This window comes from Brevibacterium atlanticum, assembly GCF_011617245.1.
Lineage (GTDB): Bacteria > Actinomycetota > Actinomycetes > Actinomycetales > Brevibacteriaceae > Brevibacterium > Brevibacterium atlanticum.
Genome location: NZ_CP050152.1, coordinates 1,518,405 through 1,538,909, shown reverse-complemented (window position 1 = coordinate 1,538,909; position 20,505 = coordinate 1,518,405). Strand labels below are relative to the sequence as shown.

General features: G+C 66.7%; 18 protein-coding genes. 11 read left to right on the top strand and 7 right to left on the bottom strand.

The genetic code is table 11. The annotated features are described in order from the left end of the window. Positions 1–146: 146 nt before the first annotated feature. The 3 genes from GUY23_RS06780 to GUY23_RS06770 are packed head-to-tail and all read left to right on the top strand — an operon-like array spanning position 147 to position 4,276. Complete coding sequence (locus GUY23_RS06780; protein WP_166970846.1) at positions 147–1,103, top strand: ABC transporter ATP-binding protein; 957 nt, start codon at positions 147–149, stop codon at positions 1,101–1,103. Continuing rightward, positions 1,100–2,143, top strand: a complete 1,044-nt coding sequence (locus GUY23_RS06775) for an ABC transporter substrate-binding protein (RefSeq protein WP_166970844.1) — start codon at positions 1,100–1,102, stop codon at positions 2,141–2,143. Before GUY23_RS06780 ends, GUY23_RS06775 begins: the two co-directional genes overlap by 4 nt. A gap of 3 nt (positions 2,144–2,146) precedes the next feature. Then, positions 2,147–4,276: an iron ABC transporter permease gene (locus tag GUY23_RS06770; RefSeq protein ID WP_166970842.1), complete on the top strand. Its 2,130-nt coding sequence runs from the start codon at positions 2,147–2,149 to the stop codon at positions 4,274–4,276. Positions 4,277–4,336: 60 nt separating this feature from the next. On the opposite strand, the gene GUY23_RS06765 is transcribed toward GUY23_RS06770, so the two are convergent. Beyond that, positions 4,337–5,287: a LysR family transcriptional regulator gene (locus GUY23_RS06765; RefSeq protein ID WP_166970840.1), complete on the bottom strand. Its 951-nt coding sequence runs from the start codon at positions 5,285–5,287 to the stop codon at positions 4,337–4,339. 64 nt (positions 5,288–5,351) lie between these two features. Here GUY23_RS06765 and GUY23_RS06760 point away from each other — a divergent pair, with 64 nt between their 5' ends. From GUY23_RS06760 to iadA, 7 genes are all read left to right on the top strand, one after another. Next, a complete protein-coding gene (locus tag GUY23_RS06760; protein WP_166970839.1) occupies positions 5,352–6,830 on the top strand; it encodes a malate:quinone oxidoreductase in 1,479 nt (492 codons plus the stop codon). Between the two features lie 155 nt (positions 6,831–6,985). Next, positions 6,986–8,554, top strand: a complete 1,569-nt coding sequence (locus GUY23_RS06755) for an ABC transporter substrate-binding protein (RefSeq protein WP_166970837.1) — start codon at positions 6,986–6,988, stop codon at positions 8,552–8,554. 2 nt (positions 8,555–8,556) lie between these two features. Then, positions 8,557–9,678, top strand: coding sequence for an ABC transporter permease (locus tag GUY23_RS06750; protein WP_228282772.1), 1,122 nt, complete (start codon positions 8,557–8,559; stop codon positions 9,676–9,678). Then, positions 9,675–10,610 (top strand): ABC transporter permease, encoded by a 936-nt coding sequence (locus GUY23_RS06745; RefSeq protein WP_166970835.1) that lies wholly within the window; start codon positions 9,675–9,677, stop codon positions 10,608–10,610. Before GUY23_RS06750 ends, GUY23_RS06745 begins: the two co-directional genes overlap by 4 nt. After that, a complete protein-coding gene (locus tag GUY23_RS06740; RefSeq protein ID WP_166970833.1) occupies positions 10,607–11,398 on the top strand; it encodes an ABC transporter ATP-binding protein in 792 nt (263 codons plus the stop codon). The genes GUY23_RS06745 and GUY23_RS06740 overlap by 4 nt, the downstream gene beginning before the upstream one ends. Continuing rightward, the gene (locus GUY23_RS06735) at positions 11,395–12,225 is read left to right on the top strand and encodes an ABC transporter ATP-binding protein (protein ID WP_166970831.1); all 831 of its coding nucleotides are present in this window, start codon (positions 11,395–11,397) and stop codon (positions 12,223–12,225) included. The genes GUY23_RS06740 and GUY23_RS06735 overlap by 4 nt, the downstream gene beginning before the upstream one ends. A 116-nt stretch (positions 12,226–12,341) precedes the next feature. Further along, the gene (gene iadA / locus GUY23_RS06730) at positions 12,342–13,541 is read left to right on the top strand and encodes a beta-aspartyl-peptidase (RefSeq protein WP_166970829.1); all 1,200 of its coding nucleotides are present in this window, start codon (positions 12,342–12,344) and stop codon (positions 13,539–13,541) included. 2 nt (positions 13,542–13,543) lie between these two features. Here iadA and GUY23_RS06725 read toward each other — a convergent pair whose 3' ends face one another. Then, a complete protein-coding gene (locus tag GUY23_RS06725; protein ID WP_166970827.1) occupies positions 13,544–14,440 on the bottom strand; it encodes a helix-turn-helix domain-containing protein in 897 nt (298 codons plus the stop codon). An 18-nt stretch (positions 14,441–14,458) separates the two neighbouring features. Here GUY23_RS06725 and GUY23_RS06720 point away from each other — a divergent pair, with 18 nt between their 5' ends. Then, the gene (locus GUY23_RS06720) at positions 14,459–14,878 is read left to right on the top strand and encodes a VOC family protein (protein ID WP_166970826.1); all 420 of its coding nucleotides are present in this window, start codon (positions 14,459–14,461) and stop codon (positions 14,876–14,878) included. Positions 14,879–14,896: 18 nt separating this feature from the next. Here GUY23_RS06720 and GUY23_RS06715 read toward each other — a convergent pair whose 3' ends face one another. The 5 genes from GUY23_RS06715 to GUY23_RS06695 all read right to left on the bottom strand — a co-directional run bounded on the left by GUY23_RS06715 (position 14,897) and on the right by GUY23_RS06695 (position 20,394). Beyond that, positions 14,897–16,498 (bottom strand): molybdopterin-dependent oxidoreductase, encoded by a 1,602-nt coding sequence (locus GUY23_RS06715; RefSeq protein ID WP_166970824.1) that lies wholly within the window; start codon positions 16,496–16,498, stop codon positions 14,897–14,899. Positions 16,499–16,523: 25 nt separating this feature from the next. Then, positions 16,524–16,841: a hypothetical protein gene (locus tag GUY23_RS06710; protein WP_166970822.1), complete on the bottom strand. Its 318-nt coding sequence runs from the start codon at positions 16,839–16,841 to the stop codon at positions 16,524–16,526. 46 nt (positions 16,842–16,887) lie between these two features. Beyond that, entirely contained in the window at positions 16,888–18,405 is a 1,518-nt protein-coding gene (locus GUY23_RS06705; RefSeq protein ID WP_166970820.1) for an aldehyde dehydrogenase family protein, read from the bottom strand. Further along, the gene (locus tag GUY23_RS06700) at positions 18,402–19,292 is read right to left on the bottom strand and encodes a dihydrodipicolinate synthase family protein (protein WP_166970818.1); all 891 of its coding nucleotides are present in this window, start codon (positions 19,290–19,292) and stop codon (positions 18,402–18,404) included. Before GUY23_RS06700 ends, GUY23_RS06705 begins: the two co-directional genes overlap by 4 nt. 319 nt (positions 19,293–19,611) lie before the next feature. Beyond that, positions 19,612–20,394 (bottom strand): Bax inhibitor-1/YccA family protein, encoded by a 783-nt coding sequence (locus GUY23_RS06695; protein WP_166975735.1) that lies wholly within the window; start codon positions 20,392–20,394, stop codon positions 19,612–19,614. Positions 20,395–20,505: the final 111 nt, after the last annotated feature.

The following is a 20,505-nucleotide window of genomic DNA, read 5'->3' as shown; positions in this document are numbered from 1 at the left end:
AGCACACTCTGGACAAGGTCCAGGCGCCCCACCTGGGCGAACACGGCGGCCCCGGAGACGGACCACGCGCACACGCCACCGCCTTGACCGATACGACATCTCAAGTACGCGACTACTGCTCGAAACTTAGGTTAGGCTAAACATTTGTGAACTCCACTGCACTGACCGCCACCAGTCTCGTCCTCGGCTACGATCGCACTCCCGTCGTCCACGAGGTGAGCCTGACGATCGCCCCCGGAGAAGTGACCGCGCTGCTCGGCCCCAACGGCTCGGGCAAGTCGACCGTGCTGCGCTCCTTGGCCCGGCTCCACCCGATCACCTCGGGCGAGGTCGTCGTGACCACGAACGAGGAGGACACGCAGGCGAGCGCCCTGAGCGCCAAGGAGTTCGCTCGCATCGTCACGCTGCTCTCCCAGTCGCGCCCTCACCCGTCGGGGTTGAGCGTGCGCGAGATCGTCGCCTACGGCCGACACCCGCACCGCAAGCGCTTCGCCGCGCTCACGGACACCGATCGGGAAGCCATCGATCGGGCACTTGAGCTCACGGGCACCGGCCGCATGGCCGACCGGCCGGTCGATCAGCTCTCCGGCGGCGAACTCCAGCGCGTCTGGCTGGCCACCTGCCTGGCCCAGGACACCGGCGTGCTGCTGCTCGACGAACCGACGAACCACCTCGACCTGCGCTACCAGGCGGAGATCCTCGACCTCATGCGCGAACTCGCCGATGACCACCACATCGCCGTCGGAGTCGTCCTCCACGACCTCGGACACGCGGCCACGGTCGCCGATCACGTCGTCCTGCTCGACCAGGGACGCATCCGTTCGGTCGGCACCTGCGAAGAGGTCTTCACCGCCGACGTCCTCAGCGAGGTCTACGGGCTTCCCATCTCCACGCGCATCGATGCGGACTCAGGCCTGGTCAGGGTCGAGGCCCTCAACCGGCGTCGCCGCCGCGCCGCCGGCAGAGCTCAGGTTCCGCTCGACAGCCCCGACCCCACCCGACGAGGCACGCCTCCACCCGACGAATCACCCGACGAATCACTTCACCCACCGAATCACTCCAACAGCCGAGGCACGCTCGGCCCATCAGAAAGAAGACCATGACGACGACACCTCTGCCGCGCACCGCCTTTGCCGCCTTCGCCTCGGCCACCGCGATCTGCGCTCTCGCGCTCACCGGATGCGGCACCACCGACACCGAGGCCCCGGCCGATGCCCAGTCCACGGCCTCGGCATCATGCGCGGACGACTCGAGCACCACCTCGGCGGATCCGGTCACCGTCACCGACGACACCGGTCACGAAATCACGCTCGACAAGCCGGCGGCGAAGGTCGTCTCCCTCGAATGGCAGTACACCGAAGACCTGCTCTCCCTGTGCGTCGACCCGGCCGCCGTGGCCGATGCGAAGGGCTTCACCACGTGGGACACCGCAGAGAAGCTGCCGGACAGCGTCACGAATGTCGGCACCCGGCAGGAGCCCAACGTCGAGTCGATCCTCTCGGCCGATCCTGACCTCGTCATCATCGAGACGACGAACCGCAAGGACAAGATCGTCGGTCAGCTCGAGGACCAGGGCATCCCGGTCATGGCGATGGCCGGGGCCGACGGAAAGGACCCCGTCAAGTACATGAAGGACACGTTCACCACGGTGGCGGAGGCGACCGGTCGCACCGACCGTGCCGAGACCGTGCTCGGCGACTTCGATGCCACGCTCGAGGAGTCGAAGAAGGCCATCGCCGAGGCGGACCCTGGGACCAAGGACTTCGTGTACTTCGACGGGTGGGTCAACGGGTCGAATGTCGCCCTCCGCCCGTTCGGGCAGGGGTCGCTGATCGGTGAGCTCGGTGAGGAGCTGGGGCTGAAGAACGTGTGGACCGGCGAGGTCGACCCCGCCTACGGCCTCGGCCAGACCGACATCGAGGGCATTGCGAAGGTCGGCGACGCGAACTTCTTCTACACCGGCACCGAGGACCCCGAGTCCGAGGACTATGTCGAGCTGCTGAAGAAGAACGACATCTGGGCGAACATCCCCGCCGTCAAGGACGATCGCACGTGGGCGTTCCCGGCCGGCATCTGGACCTTCGGCGGACCCAAGTCCTCCGAGCAGGCCATCGACGCCTACGTCGACGCGCTGACGAAGTAGTCCATGACTGCACCTGTGTCGGCAACGACCGAGGATAAGACAGCGGCCGAGTCGGCCATGGCCCGGCGCCGCGGTGGTGGGATCGTCGGCGCGATCTCGGCCACCGGGGTGCTGTTGGCGCTCACCGCGGTCCTCGTCCTCCTCTCCGCCTGGCACATCACCCAGGGCACTTCCGGGATCGGTGTGCGTGATCTGCTGGCTTCGCTGATCGGTCAGGGTTCCTCCCTCGCCGAGGCGGGTCCCGGTGCCCGTGACATCCTCCTGGGATCGCGGCTGCCGCGCGTGGGGGCGGGCATCCTCGTCGGCATCGCTCTCGGCGTCGCCGGGGTTCTCTTCCAGTCCCTGGCACGCAACCCCTTGGCCTCGCCGGACACTCTCGCCGTGACGGGCGGAGCGTATTTCGCCGTCACCGTGGTCACGGCCTTCGGCATCGCGATCCCGATGTGGGCCTCGGGCGGCGTCGCGTTCATCGGCGGGCTGCTGGCCGCTGCCCTCGTGCTCGGCCTCGCCGGGGGTGCGGCGGCCTCGACGACCCGGCTCGTGCTCGCGGGCACGGCCACGGCCATGGCGCTGCAGGCCGGAACGTCGACACTGCTCATCCTCTTCTCCGAGGAGACGACGAGCCTCTTCTCCTGGGGGTCGGGCACCCTCAATCAGCTCGACGGGACGGCCGCCGTACGCAGCATCCCCGTCATCGGTCTCATCGTTGTGGGCGCGATCCTCCTGTCCCAGCGTCTGGATCTGCTCGGCCTCGGCGATGATGCGGCTTCGGTGCTCGGAGTCCCGATCCGTTCGACCCGGGCGATCGGCATCCTCTTCGCCGTCATCCTCACCGCCACGGCGGTGACGCTGGCAGGACCGATCGGCTTCGTCGGACTCTGCGCACCGGTCATCGCCCGCCTGCTCGCCCGTATGGTTCCGGTGCTCGGTCGGCATACGGTGATGATCCCGGCGACAGGGCTCATCGGGGCGATCATCGTCATCCTCTCCGATGCCGTGCTGCGCGCGATCGTCGGCGCCACCGAGGCGATCACCCTGCCTTCGGGTGTGACGACGACGATCCTCGGCTCGATCGTCCTCGTCCTCCTCGCCCGGTCGATGCGGTCCTCGGGACCGGCACAGGCCACCTCGGCGGCGAAATCGACGCTCATCGGCCCCAGGCGGGCGAGCGTGGTCATCGGTCTCGGAGTCGTCGTTCTCATCATCGCTGCCGTGCTCGGTCTGCTCACCGGGGAACGGTTCTACCTCCTCGGTGACGGTCTGCTGTGGCTGCAGGGTCAGGCCGCCCCGGTCATCGACTTCGCCTTCGATTCCCGGGCACCGCGGGTGGCTGCGGCGCTGGCCGCCGGCGCCGCGCTCGGACTCTCGGGCACCCTCGTCCAGGCCAGCGCCCGGAATCCCCTTGCCGAACCGGGATTGCTGGGGATCACCGGCGGGGCCGGACTGGGGGCGGTCATCGTCGTCACCCTCATCCCCGGCGCGGGCATCGGATTGGTCTCCGGTGTGGGCATCGTCGGGGCGCTCGTGGCGTTCGCGATCGTCTACGGGCTCTCGTGGCGGGGCGGGATGAATACGGACCGGCTCGTCCTCATCGGCATCGGTCTGTGGTTCGGGTTCACCTCGCTGACCACGCTGTTCCTCGTCCGCGCGAACCCGTGGGACACCCCGACCCTGTTCACCTGGCTGTCGGGATCGACCTACGGTCGGGTGTGGGCCGATGTCGCCCCGGTCGCCCTCGTCCTCCTCCTCGCCGTGCCCGCGGCGTTCGTGTGGACGCGTGAGCTCGATCTGCTCGCCCTCGACGACGATACGCCGAGGTTGGTCGGCGTGGCGCGCGAACCGGTGCGTCTCGCGGTGCTCATCACCGCTGCCGTCCTCGCCGCGGTGAGCGTCTCGGCCGTCGGCGTCGTCGGCTTCATCGGCCTCGTCGCCCCGCATGCCGCCCGCGCACTGGTCGGTGCCCGACATCGTCGGGTGGTGCCGGCCGCGATGATCCTCGGGGCGGTGGGACTCGTCGTCTCCGATGCCGTGGGCCGCACGGTCATCGCGCCGGCGCAGATCCCGGCCGGACTCATCGTCGCCCTCGTCGGCGCCCCGTACTTCGTCTACCTGCTCGCCCGATCGCGGGCGTGAGGGGCGCTGATAGCACGGGCGTGCGGCGCGGATGCCGCGGGTGGGGTCTGCACGGCGTGCTCAGTCCGGACGCGGCCGAGCCTCGCTCGACTGCTTGGCCGAGACCGACTCCGTGCTCCATTCGGCGCTCCGATCGCGAATGAAATCCCGCAGCCGGGACACGACCCGACCGGGCCGCCGAACGGCTGCGCACAGCGCGATCTCGCGGACGTAGCCGGAACCGCTCAACTCCACCTCGGCGACTCCGTCGACCGCTCGCACGGCTCGCGGCAGCAGTGCCACGCCCATGCCGCGTCCGACGAACTCGCGGATCGTGGAGAACTCGGTGACCTCGGTCTTCACCTGCGGCGCGAAACCGGCGGCACGGCACCACCGATCGGTGAGCGCTCGCAGATTGTAGCTGTCCGGTGTGGAGATGAACTCGTCATCGGCGAGCTGTTCGACGGTGATGTGCGCGCGGCGGGCCAACCGGTGGTCGGCCGGCAATGCGGCCACGATCCGCTGAGTCCCAATCACCTCATGCGGCACCTCCGGCGGGGGCGGAATGATGAGCGCGAGATCAAGAGCGCCACTCAGCAGATCGTCGACGAGTTCGGCACCGTGCGCCTGCTTGAGATCGAGCCGGATGCCCGGATGTTCAGCAGCGAAGGCGGCCAGCAGATCGGGAACCTCGCCGGCACCCATCGTCAACGGGAATCCGAATCGGATGGTGCCGTGATCGGGGTCGGCAGCCTCGGCGACATCAGTGAGCGCGGCACCGATCTCGTGCAGCGGCATCCGCACTGCCGCAGCGAGTTCGCGAGCCGCCTTGGTCAGACCGATCGCGCGTCCGTGCGGAACGATCAGAGGCACGCCGAGGTGGTCCTCGAGTCCGTGGATGCGCCGGCTCATCGTCGACTGCGGAATGCCGAGCGCTGCGGCCGCCTCGGTGAGGTGCCCGTCCTGGTCGGCCAACTCGACGAGCTCCCGCAGTGCCGTCAGCGGGACACGGGCATCATTCGATCGTTCCATATTCGGATCATACATATCCTTTTCCTCATTGGACGGATGATTCTTCGGCGCGCATCGTGAAGTCATGTCTTCGCACACCACAGCCTCAGACCATCTGCCCGACGCCGACGTCGTCCTCATCGGCGGAGGAATCATGTCGGCGACGCTGGGCTCGATGCTCACCCAGCTCGAACCCGAATGGCGCATCCTCATGCTCGAAAAGGCCGAGAGCATCGGCGGAGAGAGCAGCGATGCGTGGAACAACGCAGGCACCGGACATTCGGGTTTCTGCGAACTCAACTACATGCCCGACCCGACCGACGGTTCGAAGCCCGCATCGATCGCGGGTCAGTACCACCTGACTCGGCAGTGGTGGTCCGAACTCGTGCGCCGCGGCCTGCTCGACCCACGCGACTTCATCCACGAAACGGCGCACATGAACCTCGTCTTCGGCGCCGAGGACGTCTCCTATCTGCGCACGCGCGTTCAGACCCTGCGCGCCGATCCGCTGTTCGCCGATCTCGAGTACACCGACGACCCTGCCACCATCGCGCAGTGGGCTCCGCTGACGATGGCCGGACGCCCTTCGACCGGTCAGCCCATCGCGGCCGCCCGCCACCCCCGCGGCACGGACGTCGACTTCGGTGCGCTGACCGGCGCGCTCACACGCATCGGGACCACCGAGGTCCGCACCGGCCACGAGGTGACCGGGCTCGATCGGACGGAGGCGGGATGGACGATCACCGGGTCGACCTCGCAGGGGTCGTTCACGGTGCGCGCGGGCACCGTCTTCGTCGGAGCAGGAGGGTTCGCCCTCCGACTCCTGCAGAAGGCGAGGATCCCGGAGGTCCGCGGCTACGCAGTGCTTCCGGTCGGGGCCGCCTTCTACCGGTGCTCCACCCCGTCCGTCGTCGCCGACCACGATGCGAAGGTCTACGGTCAGGCCGATGTGGGTGCGCCTCCGATGTCGGTGCCGCATCTGGACCGACGCGTCGTCGACGGACGCGAGCATCTGCTCTTCGGCCCTTATGCGACGTTCAGCACGAAGCTGCTCAAACACGGCCGCCTCACCGACTTCTTCAGAACCCTGCGCCCCGACAACCTCCACGTCATCGCCGCCGCCGGCCTGCAGAACCTCAGCCTCGTGACCTTCCTCATCAAGGAACTCGCGGCCGGCCCCGCCAAGAAGTTCGCCCAGCTGCAGCGCTTTTACCCGCAGGCGCGGCGGAACGAGTGGACGCTCGCCCCGGCCGGGCAGCGGGCACAGCTGGTCACACCGGATCCGAAGCGGATCGGAGTCCTCCAGCAGGGCACTGAACTCGTCGTCTCCGCCGACGGTTCGATCGCCGGCCTGCTGGGCGCCTCCCCCGGAGCCTCGACTGCGGTCCCGATCATGCTCGACCTGCTCCGGCGGGCCTTCCCCGTCCAGTGGCGGGAGCGCTGGAGCACTGCCATGACCGAGGCCGTTCCTGATCGCGCCCGACAGACGTGGACCGCCGAGGCGGTCGCCCGCACCGTCACCGACACCGCCGAGGCGCTCGACCTGGCACACTCACACCGCTGACATCGGAGATCACCCACAACCGGCCCTGACCCACGGATCAGGGCATTGGCAGAACCCCACAGCGGAAAACTCTCAGCGTTGTGGCAAGTTGAATTGCACGGGGAACGAATCGACTCTAATGTGACTGACAACACTTACCGTTAGGGAGATCACACATGAGGCGTCTGACCCGCAGTTTCGTGGCCATCTGCTCAACCCTTGCGCTGACGGCGGGCCTCGCCGCGTGCAGCGGCGGCTCCGACGAAGCCGGCGGTTCCGGCGACACGATCGTCGCGGAGACGGCGTTCAGCCTCGCAACGATCGATCCCCACCGGCAGTTCGAGTTCACCGGCTCGACGATCGACAACGCCCTCTACCAGACCGCCTTGGAGTTCAAGGACGGCGACCTCACGAAACCCACCGACGGTCTCTGCTCCTTCGAGATGTCCGATGACGACAAGACGATGACGCTGAAACTCAAGCAGAAGGACGCGAAGTTCTCCAACGGCGATCCCGTCACCGTCGATGACATCGTCTTCTCCTTCGAGCGACTCCAAGGCCTCAAGGGCAATCCCTCCTTCTTCCTCGACGGTGTGAAGGTCAAGAAGGTCGATGATGAGACCATCGAGCTCAAGAGCGAGAAGCCCAATCCGGCACTGCCCTACATCCTGCCCAACTCCTCCATCGGCATCGTCAACTCCAAGGTCGTCAAGGAGAACAAGGGAACGACCGACGAAAAGGACGACGCCGAGCAGTTCCTCAACGAGAACTCGCAGGGCTCGGGCCCCTACAAGGTCGACACCTACGACCCGGACAGCCAGGTCGTGCTCACCGCGAACGAGCACTACAACGGCCCGGCACCGAAGTACAAGCGCGTCGTCCTGCGCAACGTCTCGGCCGAAACTCAGCTCACCGACATCCAGTCCGGTCAGGCTCAGGTCGCCTACGACCTCAACTCCGACCAGGCGAACTCGATCGACGACAGCATGGCGCAGAAGACCTCGCTGCCGTCGACGCGCAGCCTCTACATCTTCAACAACATGGACTCCAAGGTCAGCGACATCACGACCAACGAGGACTTCCGCAAGGCCGTGGCCTCAGCCATCGACTACGATAAGATCCTTGAGCTTTCCGGCGAAGGCGCTCAGCGCATGGCCGGGCTCGTCCCGAACGAGTTCAATGGGGCCGTGCCGAAGGACCAGGCACCCGAACGCGACCTGGCGAAGACGAAGAAGCTTTTGAAGAAGTCCGGCTACGACGGTGAGAAGATTCCGTTCCACTACTCGAGCGACCAGTCCGTCAACGGCGTCGACCTCGCCCAGCTCGCCGAGACCCTGCAGGCACAGCTCAAGGAGGCAGGCATCAACCTCGCACTCAAGCCGGCTCCCAGCGCCACGCAGCTCGACGGCTTCCGTTCGGGCAAGCAGCCCATGGGCATCGGCACCTGGGGTGCGGACTTCCCCGACCCGTCGAACTACAACGTCTTCGTCCCCGGCGGCAGCGTCGCCGAACGCGTCAACTGGGACAAAGGCGCCGATCCTGCGATCACGAAGCTCGCCGAGAAGGCTGAGAAAGCCGATGAGGATTCCCGCGGCGACGCCTATGCCACGATGTACAAGTCGCTGTCGGACACCGGGGTGTGGATCCCGCTAGTCCAGCCGGTCGACACCATCGTCGTGGGCAACAGCGTGAAGAAGTTCGTCTCCAACGCGGACACCTCGTTCGACTTCGCAAAGGCAGAGTGAGGATGGCGGAAGCCGCACCAACGGCAGCGTCCACCACCGAGACGACTCCGACCTCAGGCACCACCACCGGTGATGCCGCCCAGAGGATCGAACCGCCGAAGCTTCATCCGCTGCTCCGGTTCATCCTCATCAGAATCGGCATCTCGGTCCTCCTCATCTGGGGCGTGACGATCGTGACGTTCCTGCTCACGAACCTCGTGCCCACCGACCCGGTCGCCGCAATACTGGGCGACCGGGCGGCTGCGGACCCGGAGATCGTGGCGCAGACCCGTGAACGGCTCGGCCTCGACCAACCACTCATCGTCCAGTACTTCACCTACCTGAGCAATCTGCTCCACGGGGACCTGGGAGTCTCCAACCAGACGCGCACCCCAGTGCTCGACTCGATCGGGCAGGTCTTCCCCGCCTCGATCGAACTCGGCATCGGTGCCATCCTCATCTCCGTCATCCTCGGGCTGCTGCTCGGTCTGCTCAGCGCGCTCAAGCAGAACACGATCGTCGACCATGCGATCCGCACGCTCAGCCTCATCGGCATCTCCGCCCCGACGTTCTGGATCGCGACCGTCGCCTACTTCGTGTTCTTCTTCAAACTCCGCGTCATCCCCGGTGCCGGGCGTCTCGATCCGTGGATCACTCCCCCGCCGAAGGTCACGGGACTCTATACGCTCGATTCCCTGCTGGCCGGGCAGATGGCGACCTTCACCAATGCACTCGGACACCTCATCCTCCCCTCGTGCGTGCTCGCCCTGTTCACGATCGGACTGCTCACCCGCTTCTCGCGCTCGAGCGTGCTCGACATCATCAAGTTCGACTACGTCACCGCAGCGAAGGCCAAGGGCCTGCCCACCAGCACTGTCGTGTTCAAATACATCTTCCGCGGCGCCCTGGTCCCGATCATCACCGTCGTCGGACTCGCGTTCGGCTCCCTGCTTTCGGGAGCCGTGCTCACCGAGACGGTGTTCGCCTGGAACGGCCTCGGCCAATACGCTTACCGCGGAGCGACGACGCTCGACTTGCCCGTCATCATGGGGGTCGGCCTCGTCATCGGCATCGTCTACATCATCGTCAATTTCATCGTCGACCTGATCTACGGCTTTGTGGATCCGAGAGTGAGGGTGAGATGAGCATCGGCACTCCCAAATACTCCGCCGAGGGCTCCACCGGCACCGAGGCGGCCGTCCGTGACCCGCTCACCCCCGGTGTGAAGCGGTGGCAGTTCCGATTCCCGAGGTCCCTGCGCACCCCGTTGGGCTTCGTCGGTGCTGCCATCCTCCTCATCTGGCTGCTCGTGGCGATCTTCGCCCCGCTCATCGCCCCATTCGATCCGCTGGCCCAGGACTTCCCACGGCTCGCGGCACCCGGCGGAGAGAATGTGCTCGGTACCGACACTCTGGGTCGAGATGTGTTCTCCCGCATCGTCGTCGCCGCAAGGACCACACTGCCGGCCGCCGTGTTCGTCGTCATCTGCTCGGCGGTTCTCGGTTCGGTGCTCGGAGCGATCGCCGGCTACTTCGGCCGTGCCGTCGACGAGATCATCATGCGTATCGCCGACCTCGTCTTCGCGTTCCCCACGATCATCCTCGCCATGGTCATCGCCGCAGCGCTGGGGCCGGGTCTGAAGAACGCGATCATCGCGATCCTGCTCGTGTCCTGGCCCTCCTACGCCCGTGTCACCCGGTCACTGGTGATGACGGCTCGCAGCAGCGAATACGTCATCGCCGGTCGCCTCCTCGGTTTCAGCGCCGGCCGGTCACTCATCCGCGAGATCGCGCCCAACGTCATCTCACCGGTCGTCGTGCTCGCCACCCTCGACGTCGGCTCAGCGATCCTCACGATGGCCGGCCTGTCATTCCTGTCCCTGGGTGCTGTCCCGCCGACTCCCGACTGGGGCGCGATGATCAGCGAGGGTGTCTCACAGTTCGCCGCCTGGTGGATCGCGTTCTTCCCCGGCCTGTGCATCCTCACCATCGTCATGGCCTTCAACTTCATCGGCGACAGTCTGCGCGACACCCTTGACCCGCACACCGCACAGGAAGTCGGTGAGACGACATCATGAGCATGATCAGCATCAGAGACCTCAATCTCTCCGTCACCACCGGCAAAGAGACCTCGCACATCCTCCGGGACGTCTCGTTCGACCTCGAGGCCGGTTCGATCACCGGAGTCGCCGGTGCCTCCGGGTCCGGTAAGACACAAACCGGGTTGGCCATCATGGGCCTCTCCCCGGCGGGGGCGGAACTGAGCGGAAGCATCGACTTCGACGGCGTCGAACTCGTCGGAATGCCGGCCAAGGCCCACAACCGGCTGCGCGGGGCGCAGCTGTCGATGGTGTTCCAGGATCCGGCCTCGGCATTCCACCCCATGCTCACCGTCGGCGACCAGATCACCGACCATCTGCGGCACCACCAGAAGGTGTCGAAGAAGCAGGCGCTGGCGAAGGCCGTCGACATCCTGGGCCGCACACGGGTCCCCCACCCCGACGAGGCCGTGCGCAAGTACCCGCATCAGTTCTCCGGCGGGCAGCTGCAGCGGATCGCCTTCGCCTCGGCGATCATCTGCGATCCGAAGGTCCTCATCGCCGACGAACCGACCACGGCGCTCGACGTCACCGTGCAGGCCGGCATCCTCCGTCTCCTCCGTGAACTCTGCGACGACCTCGACCTCGCGGTCCTGCTCGTCACCCACGATTTCGGGGTGCTGTCCTCGGTGGCCGATTCCATCGTCGTGATGAAGAACGGCGTCGTCGTCGAGACCGGTGACCGGGAGACCGTGATCACCGCACCGAAGCACGAATACACACGGTCGCTCATCGAATCGCTGCCGGGAGCGGAGGTCGCATCATGACACCGACCGGTCACACCTCGACCCAAGCCCGCGACGAGTCCACCGCCGCCGGTGCCCCGCTGCTCGCGCTCGATTCCGTGTCGTGCGAATACAAGCTCGACGGCGGCGGACGGTTCCGCGCGGTCGACGGGGTCTCCCTGCAGCTCGGACGTTCCGAGGTGCTCGGACTCGTCGGTGAGTCCGGCTGCGGAAAGTCCACTCTGGCGAAGCTCATCTGCGGGCTCGAGAAACCGGCCGGAGGCTCCATCACCTTCGACGGCAGTCCGGTGAGGGCCTTGGGTCTGAAGAAGCGGGCGAAGAGCCTGCTCGGCGTCCAGATGGTCTTCCAGAACCCCTACGCCTCGCTCAACCCCCGGCGGCGCATCCGTGATCAGCTCGAGGACGCCCTCGCTTTGGACCCGTCCGGGAGCTGGAGTGTCGAGTCGCTGCTCGAGGCGGTCGACCTGCCGGCGGACTCCGCGCAGCGTTATTCGCATTCGTTCTCCGGCGGGCAGCGGCAGCGCATTGCGATCGCCCGTGCCTTGGCGGCCGGTCCGAAGGTGCTCGTCGGCGATGAGCCGATCGCCTCTCTCGATGCGTTCCTGCAGGCGCGCATCGCACGGATGATGCGCGACCTCGCCATCGACTCCGGCGCGTCGATGATCTTTATCAGCCATGACCTCTCGGTCGTCCGCGACATCGCCGACCGGGTCGCCGTCATGGAGGCCGGTCGCATCGTCGAGGTCGCGCCGACCGCGGAGATCTGGAACGACCCGCAGCACCCGTACACGAAGAAGCTGTTGGCCGCCATTCCCAAGGTCGACGGTAAGGGCATCATCCCCGGCTGAACGGATCCGCGTCTCGACCGGGTCGAGTGCGCACACAGTCGGGTGCGCGCGGGGCCAGTGCGCACACAGTCGGGGGCGGAAACGCGGTCACGGTCAGAGTGGAAAGGAGACTCAGCATGGTCATGCTGATCCGCGGGGCGGAGATCTTCGCCCCCGAACCGCTGGGGGTCCGCGACATCCTCGTCGAAGGTTCCCGCATCGCCCATATCGGTGAGGTGGATCCGGTCGCCATCGCCGCGTTGCCCGGTGCCCAGGTCATCGAGGCCTCCCGACTCACCGCCACACCCGGCTTCATCGATCCGCATGTGCACATCACCGGCGGTGGCGGCGAGGGAGGCTATGCGACCCGTACTCCGGAGATCGCCGTCACCGACATCCTCCGTTCGGGCGTGACCACCGTCGTCGGCTGCCTCGGCACCGATTCCGTCACCCGCACGCATGCAGGTCTCCTCGCCAAGGCTCGGGGTCTCGAGGAGGAGGGGATCACGACGTTCGTCTACACCGGAAGCTACCAGCTCCCGGCACGCACGATCACCGGGTCGGTGATCGATGACATCGTGCTCATCGACAAGGTCATCGGTGCCGGAGAGATCGCCGTGTCCGAACGACGCTCGTTCCAACCCACGGTCGAGGCACTCGCCGACATCGTCAGTCAGTGCCATGTCGGCGGGCTGCTCAGCGGCAAGGCCGGTGTCACGCACTTCCACGTCGGGTCCCATGAGTCGAGGCTGACCCCGCTCCATCGCCTCCTCGACGACTATCCGATCGCTCCGCCTGCCGTCTACGCCACGCACATCACCCGGGATGAGGAGCTCGTCGCCGATGCCGTTGCGTTGGCGGCGAAGGGAGCTTTCGTCGATATGACAGCCGGTACCTCGACTGTGGAGTCGGTGCGCCGGTATGTCGAGCTCGGCGGTGACCTGGACCGGCTGACCCTGTCCTCGGACGCCAACGGAAGCCTGCCGAGGTTCGATGCCCAGGGCCGTCTGATCGACCTGAAGGTGGCCGACCAGTCGACCCTGTTTGAGCAGGTGTGGGCCTGCGCCGAGTCCAGCGGACTCTCCCTGACCCAGGTGCTCGCCTTCGTCACCGCCAATACCGCCGATGCCCTCAAGCTCTCCCGCAAGGGCCGGATCGTGCCCGGGCATGACGCCGACCTGCTGCTGTTCGATGAGGGCCGGACGCTCCGACACGGTTTCGCCATGGGGCACCAGACCATCAGCGACGGAGAACTGCTGGTCCGTGGGACGTTCGATGCGGCACCGTCTCAGACACCACGATCTCAGTCGCACCCGGACCGCAGCGGTCGGGACTGAACTCAGTCGCGTTGGGTCCGTGCCGATCTCCTCTGCGCGTATTCGCCGGGACTGAAGCCGGTGACGCGGAGGAAGTCGGCGTTGAAATGGGACTGATCGAACCAGCCGAAGCGAGCACCGAGATCGGCCAGGGAATCATCCCATCCGCGGTCGATGGCCCCGACGGCGTCGATGATCCGAGCCCGGGTGAGGATCTTCTTCGCGCCGACTCCGCAGAAGCGGCTGAACAGCCTCTGCAGCGTGCGTTCGGTGACACCGGCACGTTCGGAGAGCATTCTCAGGCTCACGACCTCCGGATCATCGAGGATGTCGAGTAGGTGCTTGAGCCGCATATAACCCCCGGTCATCTGCGGTCGGCGGGAGAGCAGCCACGACTCGACCGCCTCGGCGAGCGCGGAGATGTCCGGGCCATCCGACAGACTGAAGTCCGAATCTGTCAGTCCCAGATCGGATTCGAGGGCGGGAAACCACTGTGCTGCGGGAACGGTGGTGTCGCGGATGTCGGCCGGCATCTGCCCGGAGAAGGCCAAGGTCGCCCCGAGGTGGAAGTTCACCCCGAAGACTCCGCCGCGGCCGAAGATCCCGACGTCGAAGCGTCGCTGCGTCACCGGACCCGTCACCCACACTCCCGGTCCGTCGGTGTTCGCCCGCCGGCTCGTCCCGTATTCGAAGGTCAGGTTGATCGTCGGCTCGGCAACTGTCGCGGTCTGGTAGCTCTCGCCGTCGGGAAGATCCCAATCGACGGCCCAATAGCGTTTGACGAAGGGGCGCAGGCGCTCCGCGACCACGCGGACCGACGAATACTGAGCATGTTCGAGCAGCTCCCCCGGCTTGAGGACGCGACCATAGAGATGCTCGGGCGCCGGTGACGTATTTTTCCTAGTGACGGCATCGTCCATGAGACAAGAATGTCAGACATGACCGACACACAGAACTCCACAGACCCGACCGCCCCCGACAGCACGGCCCAGTCCCCCATCGCCGCTCTGGCCATGGTCACCCTCGACGCCCCGGATGCTGCGGCACTCGGCCGTTTCTACTCCGCCGTCCTCGGCTGGCCGATCGCCTATTCCGATGAGAACTATGCGATGCTCACCGGCCCCAGCCACGCTCTGGGCATCGGCACGATCCCGGACTATCAGCGCCCGAACTGGCCCGATGACGGGCACAAGCAGTTCCACCTCGACCTCGCAGCCGATGACATCGAGGCCGCAGCCGACCAATGTGTGGCCCTCGGCGCCACCCGCGCCGATCCGCAGCCCGGCGAGACCTGGGTCGTGCTCATCGACCCTGCCGGGCACCCGTTCTGCCTCTCGGATGCGAAGAACTGGGGCTGAGCGGGCACATTCGGCCGCTCACTGCACGGTGAATTGGCGGTCGTGCAGACCGGTGGCGGCACCGGGGATGGCAGGCCGTCGCTGCGAGGTCTGGATGTTGCCGTCGGCGTCGATCGCGCGCACGCTCACCGTGTGCGTGTCCCGGCTCAGTCCGGTGAGTTCGCACCGCCACTGCCGCCACGTGTCGGCGGTGAGCTCTTCGCTGAGATCGGCGGTCTGCCAGTCGCCGTTGTCGACGCTCACCTGCACCTTCTCGATCCCCGTGTGCTGAGCCCAGGCCATGCCCGCGGTGCTCACCCGTCCGCCGTCCTTGGGCGTCACGGACGCTCCGGGACGCGGCACGTCGATGCGGGAGGCCACGAGCACCGGCCCATGCGTGGACCAGCCGCGGGTCGTCCAATACGCTTCCCTGTCCGCGAATCGGGTGACTTCGAGGTCGGTCACCCATTTCGTTGCCGAGACGTACCCGTAGAGACCGGGAACGACGAGGCGCGCCGGGTACCCGTGGTCGCGGGGCAGCGCGTGGCCGTTCATGCCCACCGCGAGCAGGGCCGCCCGGTCGTCGGTGAGCACCTCGAGCGGGGTGGAGGCAGTGAAACCGTCATCGGAGCCCGAGAGGACCATGTCCGCCCCGGCCTTCGGCTTCGCTCGGGCCAGCAGGTCCCGGATCGGGTATCCGAGCCACTTCGCGTTGCCGACGAGGTCCCCGCCGACCTCGTTGGACACGCAGGCGAGACTCACGTAGTGCTCTTCGAGCGGCAGGTCGAGCAGCTCGGCCATGGTGATCGTCACTTCGTGTTCGACGAGTCCATGGATGCGCAGCTGCCACGTCTCGGCATCGACCGACGGCGGGATGAGCGCGGTATCGATGCGGTAGAAATCCTCATTCGCGGTCACCAACGGGGTGAGCCCGGTGACGTCGAGTTCGGCCCCGGCCGGTATCTCCGGCGCCGAGGCGGCCGGGCGGGGCAGGACGAGCCGCGTCACCGTGCCTGCCGCACTCCGGGCCAGCGAGGCCGCTGACTGACCGGCGGCGACGGCCGCGATTCCGATCGCACCGAGTCCCGCCGCGAGGCCGAAGAAGGCCCGCCGGTCGGGCCGTCGTGCGTCCTGTTCTCCTGTGACTGTCGCCGGGCCTTCTGCTGGTCGTGCGTCGGGTCGTCCCGCCTCGTCGAATCCCCGGTGTCGGCCGCGATCGAGGAGGTACTGGAGCACGAGGTAGACGATCGCGCCGGCGGCGACCCCGCCGAGCGTCGGCAGCGCGGCGGACAGCTCGTCGCCGGTGGTCACGGTGAGCACGGCGGGCAGCAGGCCGAAGCCGATGAGCAGGACGATCGAGAGTCCCCGTCGGTTGGCACCGATCCAGCCGATGAGCGCCCCGAGTGCGGCTCCGCCGATGACGATGGTGATGACCAGCGCGAGTTTGTCCCCGGTGCCGAAGACCGCGATCGCCGCCTTGATGAGGGCGGTCGGCATGAGCGGGATGAGGATCTGGCCGAGGATGAGCGCCGGGGCCGAGACGATGCCGAGTCCGCGGGCGATGAGTTCGGCGGTGCCGAAGTAGATGACGGTGGCGACGATCCCGGACAGGACGGAGGAGAACGTGCGACGGTCGGTCATCGCTCTTCGCCTCCCCTGCCGGTCCTCATGCGAGCGTGCGACGCAGACGCACGGCAGCCTCGGTGAGGGTGCGGATCTGCTCCTCCTGGGGCGGGCCCGCGGATGTGCCGAGTCCGTGCTCGAGGAGAACGACGATCTGGTCGGCGAGCGCCTGATCGCTCAGCCACGGAACCTCGCGTCCGGCCGAGGCGATGGTCGAGAACTCGGCGAGAGCGTCGACGATCGCCTGTCGTCGGCTGGATGCGGTCGCGGTCGCCTCGTCGAGTTGGGCGGGGCTGAGCGAGATGATCCGGATGCGGAGTCGACGCACCTCGGTCTCGAGTTCCGCCGCGGCTGTGGTCATAGTCCCATGGTAGTCCTCGACCGTGTGTCCGGCTCCGAGGTGGAGCTCAGTCGTCGGCCACCCACACGGTCATCGTCTCCTGATAGGAAGCCAGGGCTTCGGGTCCGTTGTCGCGGCCCCAGAATCCGGACTGTCGCATTCCGCCGAACGGGGTCGCCTCGGTGCCTTCGCTGTAGCCGTTGACGGCGAGCGTGCCCACTCGGATCCGGTCGGCCCACCAGCGCACCCGGCCGATGTCCTCGCACCACACGGTCGAGGCCAGGCCGTAGGGTTCGTCGTTGATCAGGGCCACCGCGGCTTCGCGGGTGTCGCAGCGGACGAGGTGCGTGACGGGGCCGAAGATCTCGCCGCTTCCGAGGCGGCTGTCATCGGGGACGGATTCGATGACGGTCGGCGGGTACCAGGTGCCGGTGGGAGGCACCTCGGCGCGGGTGTTCGCGATCCGCGCGCCCTGGTCCACGGCTTCGTCGACCCAGGTGGTGATCCGGTCGCGGGCTTTCGTGTTGATCACGGGACCGATGTCGGTCGCCGGATCGAAGGGGTCGCCGACGGTCAGTGCCTCGGTCGCGGCGATGAGGGCGGTGCGGAAGTCGGCGAAGCGTTCGTCGTCGGCACCGACACAGATCACCCGCGAGGCGGCCGTGCAGTTCTGCCCGCTCGTGCCGAACGCGGCCCCGATGATGTCGGCGGCGATGGCGGTGAAGTCGCCGGCATGGTCGGCGTCGACGATGTAGCCGGCCCGGCCGCCGAGTTCGAGGGAGACCTTCTTGAGGTTCGACCGGGCGGAGGATTCGAGGAAGGACCGCCCGACTGGGCCGGACCCGGTGAAGGTGAGTACGTCGATGTCCTCGTGCAGCCCCATGGCGGCGCCGATGCCCGGACCTGTGCCGGTGAGCACGTTGAGGATGCCGTCGGGGACGCCGGCCTTCGTGGCGAGGCGGGCGAAGTGGAGGGCGCTGAGTGTCGAGTCCTCGGAGGTCTTGATGATCATCGCGTTCCCGGCGGCCAGTGCGGGGGCGACCTTCCAACCGAGCATGGCGATGGGATAGTTCCACGGCAGGATGGCGGCGACGATGCCGGCGGGCACTGTCGTCACCCACCCCCAGCCGTCCGCGCTGCGCAGGTAGCGGCCGTCATCGTGGGAGATGAGGTCGGCGGCGAACCTCAGGTTCGCGACGACATCAGGGACGTCCTCATCGACGCTGCCGACGGCGATCTTCCCGGCTTCGACGGCGTCGAGGTAGGCGATCTCTGCGGCGTCGTCCTCGACGAGGTCGGCCAGTCGACGCAGCACGCGGGTCCGCAGCGTCGCGTCACCGGCCCAGTCGCCGGTGTCGAAGGCGGTGCGTGCCCGAGTCACGGTCTCATCGAGTTGGTGCCGGCCAGCCGCGGTGAGGCTGCCGAGGACCGTTCCGTCGCTCGGTGAGATGAGGTCGATCTGGTCGCCGTCACCTGTTTGGGGTCGACCGCCGATCCACAGCCCGTTGTCGCCGTCGATGATGGAGCGCAGTGCGGCCTCGCCGCGGTCGCGCAGGGCCTGATCGGTCGTGGTGGTGTCGGTCATCGTTCCTCCTCCAGGGCGGCGATCGCGTCGAGAAGCGCGGTGAGCGATTCCGTGTCGGCCGTCGGCAGAGGTGCGCGCACCGGTCCCTGTTCGTGCCCGCGGCGGCCGAGGGCTTGTTTGATGAGTGAGACGAACGCGGAGCTGCCCTCGATGAGCCCGAGCGCGGATCCGAGCTTCGTCCACAGCTCGACAGCGCCGGCCCAGTCCCCCGAATCGGCGAGTGCCCACAGTCGCTGGCAGTGCTCGGGCAGCAGCCACGCCGAGGCGGCGACCCAACCACTGGCGCCTTGAGCGAATCCTTCGAGGGCGATCCCGTCGGCGCCGACGAAGATCTCGATGTCCTGACCGAGGGTCTCACGCAGTTCACGGATGCGGGTGGCCGCTCCTGAGGTCTCCTTGATACTCCAGAGCCCTCCCGTGTCGGCGAGTGCGGCGAGGTGGTCCGGGAGCAGGTCGGTACCCGTGGAATGCGGGTTGTTGTAGACCATGGCCGGAACCTCGGCGGCGGCCAAGACCGGATGCAGGGCAGCGATGACGGCGTCGGGTTCGAGCCCGCCGTAGAAGGGAGGGGTGACCATGACGGCATCGGCTCCCCAACCGGCGGCCCGGCTGATCTGCGCACTCATCTCGGCCGGGGTGTAGGCCATGCATCCGATGACGATATGGGCACGACCGTCGACGGCGGAGACGAGGGTCTTGATCTGAGCTTCGCGTTCGGCGGGGCTCAGCGCCAGGGCCTCCCCTGTGGCGCCGAGGCCGAGGACGCCGGTCACGCCCGCAGCGACGACCTCGTCGATGCGTCGGCTCAGGGCCTCGAGGTTCTGGGCACCGTCCTCGGCGAAGGGAGTCGTGGGAACGGCGAAGACGCCGCGCATCGGATTCGTCATCGAATGGTCCTCTCAGGAGGTGCGGATGCTGGTCCGGTCTTCGGCGGTGAAGACGGTCCGCCGACGGTCATCGTCGGTATCTCAGACGATAGGCATAAAAGTGATCACAAGCAATGGGGCAGGGCGGAGGCAGAAGGCTGCCAACCGAATTCACCTCGTTCAAGCGTCAGCGCATCTGTCGATAGGTGCACCTATCGACAGATTCGCTCCGCCTTGATCGACAGCCGAAGACCCCGTGAGGATGCCGAAGGGCGGATCCCCATGTGGGAATCCGCCCTTCGATCACATGATCGACTGCGAGTTCAGTCGCTGCCGGTGATCAGTCTCTGAAGTAGGAGATGAGACGCAGGATCTCGATGTAGAGCCAGATGAGGGTGACCATGAGCGAGAACGCGCACATCCAGGAGTACTTCTCCGGGATCTTGTGCTTGACGCCCTCTTCGATCATCTGGAAGTCCATAATCAGGGTCATCGCGGCGAGCACGGTGGCGACGATGCCGATGACGATGCCGAGCGGAATTCCGAAGATGGAGAAGTCGCTTCGAATGCTGGTGCCGGTGAACATGGCGAGCCCGAAGCTCAGGAGCGAGAAGATCGCATAGCCGCCGACGGCGATCATCATGAACTTCATCATCTTCGAGCCGTAGCGCACGCCCTTGAACTTGAAGAGGGCGAGCATGACGCCGAAGACGCTGAGCGTGGCGAGCACAGCCTGGAGGACGATGCCGGGGAACTGCGTTTCGAACAGCGCTGAGATGCCGCCGAGGAAGACGCCCTCGAACGCGGCATAGCCGATGATCAGGGCCTTGTTCGGTTCCTTCTTGAAGGCATTGACCAGGCCGAGGACGAGTCCGATGAGCATCGCCGGGAAGGCGAGCATCGGCACGAACCAGCCGAGGACGGCACCAGCGAGGAGGATGGTGAAGAGCACACCGGTCTTCATCATCACGTCGTCGTAAGTCATCGCACGGTCGGCGACCTGGGGTCCGGCGTTGCGGTTCTCCGCGGCCGGCTGGTTGAACAGGTTGTTGAGTTCCTGATCGGACATGACCGGCTGATTGCGTCCGGCCTGGGCGCCCTGGTTGATCGCCCGGTTCATCATGGGGTTACTCACGGTCGAGATCCTTTCGATCTGAGTAGAATGCTCGCGCCGACGCGGTGCCACGCGAGTGGTGATTCACGATCCAGTCTAGCGACAACACCTGGACGGACA

Bases quoted from the DNA above. Each gene is read 5' to 3' on its own strand.
- GUY23_RS06775 (WP_166970844.1), top strand. From the start codon at position 1,100: ATGACGACGACACCTCTGCCGCGCACCGCCTTTGCCGCCTTCGCCTCG.
- GUY23_RS06760 (WP_166970839.1), top strand. From the start codon at position 5,352: ATGTCTTCGCACACCACAGCCTCAGACCATCTGCCCGACGCCGACGTC.
- GUY23_RS06770 (WP_166970842.1), top strand. From the start codon at position 2,147: ATGACTGCACCTGTGTCGGCAACGACCGAGGATAAGACAGCGGCCGAG.
- GUY23_RS06740 (WP_166970833.1), top strand. From the start codon at position 10,607: ATGAGCATGATCAGCATCAGAGACCTCAATCTCTCCGTCACCACCGGC.
- GUY23_RS06695 (WP_166975735.1), bottom strand. From the start codon at position 20,394: ATGATGAACCGGGCGATCAACCAGGGCGCCCAGGCCGGACGCAATCAG.
- GUY23_RS06710 (WP_166970822.1), bottom strand. From the start codon at position 16,841: ATGACCACAGCCGCGGCGGAACTCGAGACCGAGGTGCGTCGACTCCGC.
- GUY23_RS06700 (WP_166970818.1), bottom strand. From the start codon at position 19,292: ATGACGAATCCGATGCGCGGCGTCTTCGCCGTTCCCACGACTCCCTTC.
- GUY23_RS06715 (WP_166970824.1), bottom strand. From the start codon at position 16,498: ATGACCGACCGTCGCACGTTCTCCTCCGTCCTGTCCGGGATCGTCGCC.
- GUY23_RS06720 (WP_166970826.1), top strand. From the start codon at position 14,459: ATGACCGACACACAGAACTCCACAGACCCGACCGCCCCCGACAGCACG.
- iadA (WP_166970829.1), top strand. From the start codon at position 12,342: ATGGTCATGCTGATCCGCGGGGCGGAGATCTTCGCCCCCGAACCGCTG.
- GUY23_RS06755 (WP_166970837.1), top strand. From the start codon at position 6,986: ATGAGGCGTCTGACCCGCAGTTTCGTGGCCATCTGCTCAACCCTTGCG.
- GUY23_RS06745 (WP_166970835.1), top strand. From the start codon at position 9,675: ATGAGCATCGGCACTCCCAAATACTCCGCCGAGGGCTCCACCGGCACC.
- GUY23_RS06725 (WP_166970827.1), bottom strand. From the start codon at position 14,440: ATGGACGATGCCGTCACTAGGAAAAATACGTCACCGGCGCCCGAGCAT.
- GUY23_RS06735 (WP_166970831.1), top strand. From the start codon at position 11,395: ATGACACCGACCGGTCACACCTCGACCCAAGCCCGCGACGAGTCCACC.
- GUY23_RS06705 (WP_166970820.1), bottom strand. From the start codon at position 18,405: ATGACCGACACCACCACGACCGATCAGGCCCTGCGCGACCGCGGCGAG.
- GUY23_RS06750 (WP_228282772.1), top strand. From the start codon at position 8,557: ATGGCGGAAGCCGCACCAACGGCAGCGTCCACCACCGAGACGACTCCG.
- GUY23_RS06765 (WP_166970840.1), bottom strand. From the start codon at position 5,287: ATGGAACGATCGAATGATGCCCGTGTCCCGCTGACGGCACTGCGGGAG.